Genomic DNA, 4,207 nt, shown 5'->3' on the forward strand with positions numbered 1-4,207 from the left:
CAAAAAAACTATACCCACAGTATCGTAGCGTTTTTTAAAGTATTTTAACTATATATAAGCGGTAGGGTCTTTGAAGTCAGAAGTTTGCACCTCAGACTGAGTATTAAAAAAGGTTTGAGTCACGTTTTGTTTTGCTTGTTGCCAGTAGTCAAACTGCTGACAAGTAGCATCAAGCTCGCCTTGCCATAAGGGTATATTGCCACACATAGTTTTGATACGGTTTTGGTTGGGATAAGGCAGCTCTTGCGCCGTCTCTGCTGCTTCGTGCGCGGCAACGCGGTCATTACAGACCAGCGCAATATCACAACCTGCTTCGATGGCAGCTTTTACACGAGCGCTGACATCACCAGCGGCTTGAGCCCCTGCCATGCATAAATCATCAGAGAATAAGACACCATCAAACTCAAGCCGATTGCGTAGGATGTCTTTGAGCCAAATCTTAGAGAATCCTGCTGGTTTGTCATCCACTTGTGAGAAAATAACGTGCGCGGGCATTAAGGCATCGAGCCAGGGTAACGATTGCGCAAAAGGCTGCATATCACTGTGCATAATTTCATCAAAGCTACGTGTATCGACGGCCTCAGCCACATGTGAGTCAGGGGCGATAGCACCATGACCGGGGAAGTGCTTACCCGTGGTTGCCATGCCGGCTGCTTTCATGCCGCGCATAAACTGGGTCGCCAGAGCCGTAATGGCTTGCGGGTCATGATGAAAGCTACGATCGCCAATGACCTGACTGATACCATCTCTATCGAGTACGGGTGCAAAGCTTAAATCAATGCCTACGGCCAATACTTCTGTCGCCATTAAATAACCACAATCATAGGCACGAGCAAGCGCTTGGCTGGGGTCTTTATTAAATAACTCACCGAGCCGACCCATGGCAGGTAGAGGGGTAAATCCATTACGTAATCTGGCAACGCGCCCACCTTCTTGGTCGACACCAATTAAAATATCAGGATTGTGATAGCGTATGTCATCACATAATGCTCGCACTTGCGCGGCATCTGTGACATTTCGGGCAAACAATATCACCCCACCAACCTGTGCTTGTTTGATTAAGCTAATATCCTCAGCCGTTAATACGGTACTATCGATATCGATCATTAAGACGCCGTACATTGCGTAATCCTTATAGGTTAACTATTGTTATATTATGAGTGTAATTGAATGGGTTTAACTGACGATAGATAATGAGTAATCACAATATTAGGCTATCATCCAGACAGTTGTATTATGACAGTTATTATTAATCGAGCATAATGTGACAGCGTCATACAATCAAATCAATCTGTGAATACCTATAGCTGTCCATGTTGATGAATAAACAGACATAATAAATATGTTAGAAAGTTTGGTATGTGCTGGCGTAGCGTGTAATATTGCTTATACAGTTTGAGACAGTCCAGTATTTATGCTCATGTTAGTATTGTTTGATTTTTAAACATATATCGGCAGACGATAATAAAATTTAGAAGTGGTAGCTCAAAGGCTATTGTTAAAAAGTATTATCAGCAAGGCAATGCTAAATGACCGCTAGCAGAAAAGTGAAGGCAGAAAAATAACAAACATCGTGGGCAGTGACTCACCAATCCTGCTTTAATTTTGATAAAACAAATAATATTATTAACGTAAAATAACTAGGTATACATAATGAAAAAACAACCAGCACAGTGGTTACTCAGTGCCGCGTCAGTGGGCGTCGCCGGTATCATTCTCGCCCAGAGCTATGGCACTGCGGTAGCAGAAACCAATACTGGGAGCTTTGTACAGACGCCTGAACAAAAAGTCACCACCCGCCAAGTAGCTGCTTTGCTGGATCGTAGCCATTATCTCAATCAGCCGCTCGATAGCGAGACAGGGAGCGAGATTTTATCTATGTATATTGATAGCCTTGATCCAAACCATACGTTGTTTTTGCAGTCGGATGTCGATGAGTTTAAGAAAAAATATGCTGATGAATTTGGTGCGCGCCTCAAACGCGGAGACTTGTCTGCAGGGGTAGAAGTGTTTGAACGTTATCGTAAACGCTCGAACGAGTATTTTGTGATGGCAAGCAAAATGCTAAAAACAGACTTAGATTTGACCAGTAAAGACACCATCGTCCTCGACCGTGAAAAGCTCAAGCATTTTAAAACCAAAAAAGAGCAGCGTGATTATTGGTCGCGTCAGCTGAAATTTCAGTTGATGAGTATTACTTTGGGTCAAGAAGATGAGAAAGCCAAAGAAAAAGTATTTTTAAGCAATCCAGATATTACTCGTGGACAGGATTTGGTGCGTAACGATAAGCGTACGCCAAGTGAGATTTTACAAAACCGTTTGTCGCGGCAGCAAGAGCAGTCTAAACGTCTCAAAGATGATGAAATCATGGAGACCATCTTAAACACAGCGATGCTGACTTATGATCCGCACAGCAACTACTATGCCCCGGTTCAAGCCAATGAATTACAAATCCAATCCAGCCTACAATTAGAGGGGATCGGGGTTTCTATTCGCCCTGACCGTAAAAACCCAGATTATACTCGTATCGTGACGTTAGTGGACGGTGGCCCAGCGGCGAAATCTGGTCAGATTAAGCCCAATGACTTAATTGTGGGTATCGCAAAAGATGGGGAGACCATGACTGATGTGGTCGGCTGGTCGACACGTGAGATTGTCAGTTTGATTCGAGGTAAGCGTGGTACCTCAGTCACGCTCAAGCTGCGTCAGCCTAATACGCCGGACGCCAGCGCCCGTAACGTGACCGTGGTTCGTGACATCATTCAGCAAGAAGAATCAGGCGTTACTCAGCGTATCGTCGAAGTCCAGCGTCCTAATATTGACAAAACACCCAAGCGTATCGGCGTACTTGAAATCCCGAGTTTTTATTTAAATTATCGTGCCCGCCGTAATGGCGAAAACTATCGTAGTGTCAGTATCGATACCGAAAAAGCACTGAAAGAGCTGAATAAAGAAAATATTGATGGTTTGGTGGTTGATCTGCGTAATAACCCAGGCGGCTCGTTAGATGAAGTGGCCAAAATGCTGGGCTTCTTTATTAAGAGTGGACCGATGGTACAAATCCGTGACAACCGCGGCAATATTCAGGTCTATCGTGACGATGATGGTGGCGAACAGCTTTATGACGGCAAGGTAGTGGTGTTGACCAACCTAGCATCGGCATCTGCCAGTGAAATCTTCGCTGCTGCTATTCAAGACTATGGTCGTGGCTTGGTGGTCGGCAGTACCACAACAGGTAAAGGCTCTGCACAAATTCAACTCGATAGCTTGGCATTGGGTTCAGCGACTTTAACGCAGCGTAAGTTTTACCGTATTACTGGTGGTAGTACGCAGAATAAAGGCGTTGTGCCTGACGTTGAGTTGGTCAATATCTATGATGATGCAACCTTTGGCGAGCGCGCGCAGAAAAAAGCGTTGCCTTGGGATACCATTAAAACCGCTCCTTACAAACCTGAAGGCAAGTTTTCTGACGACACTTTAGCCACCCTAAATCAGCAGTCCAAAATCCGTCAACAGAAAAACCCGCAGTTTACTTACTTATCAACGCTCAACGATATTCGTGATATGGATGATGAAAAGAAGGCGGTTAATCTCGATATCAATAGCCGCCGCGCCAAGATGCAGCTGATTGAAAAACGCTCATTGGAAGCGGAAAACAAACGCCTCATCGCCTCTGGTGAGCGCCCGTATTCCAATTGGAATACCTATCAAGCAGCAATGGATGCAAAATTTGAAGAGCGCAGTCAAATGAAAGCCAATGAACGCCCAGAGTTGCCCGAAGACGAGGTATTCATTAATGAAGCGGCCTATATCATGCTCAGCGCTGAACCCAAAGAACTGCTTAGCCCAGAAGAGAAGCTATAGAATAAATAGGATGTATTGAGCTATAAAAACGGCCATATAAATCGATGTAAGCATATGCTTACATCGATTGACGTTTATACCTCTTACTAACCATCGGCCAATCTGCGATTATAACTGTACGGCACGATTGAACGAAACGGTTCATTGATACTAGGGATTGGTATCTGAAAGATCGCATCAGGGATAGGTGGTTTGCTGGTTAAGGATGATAAGGCTGGATGCCTGACAGTTATAGGATGCCCCGGGATTAGGCCTCATATAACGTTAACATGGATGGTTGGTGATAAAAGCCGCATAATGCTAGTCGTTATGCGGCTTTGTTACGTCTGGAAAATAGTAATTA

The 4,207-nt window shown here is 44.5% G+C and carries 2 protein-coding genes; one reads left to right on the forward strand and one right to left on the reverse strand.

The window, feature by feature from the left end; genetic code table 11:
• Positions 1-48: 48 nt before the first annotated feature.
• A complete protein-coding gene (gene nagZ, locus ACT3TU_RS13610; RefSeq protein ID WP_444784491.1) occupies positions 49-1,122 on the reverse strand; it encodes a beta-N-acetylhexosaminidase in 1,074 nt (357 codons plus the stop codon).
• Between the two features lie 531 nt (positions 1,123-1,653).
• On the opposite strand from nagZ, the gene ACT3TU_RS13615 reads away from it, so the two are divergent.
• Entirely contained in the window at positions 1,654-3,864 is a 2,211-nt protein-coding gene (locus ACT3TU_RS13615) for a carboxy terminal-processing peptidase (RefSeq protein WP_192522649.1), read from the forward strand.
• Positions 3,865-4,207 lie beyond the last annotated feature (343 nt).

Origin of the sequence: Psychrobacter sp. AOP3-A1-26, assembly GCF_052378235.1 — a bacterium.
Lineage (GTDB): Bacteria > Pseudomonadota > Gammaproteobacteria > Pseudomonadales > Moraxellaceae > Psychrobacter.

Bases quoted from the DNA above. Each gene is read 5' to 3' on its own strand.
- nagZ (WP_444784491.1), bottom strand. From the start codon at position 1,122: ATGTACGGCGTCTTAATGATCGATATCGATAGTACCGTATTAACGGCT.
- ACT3TU_RS13615 (WP_192522649.1), top strand. From the start codon at position 1,654: ATGAAAAAACAACCAGCACAGTGGTTACTCAGTGCCGCGTCAGTGGGC.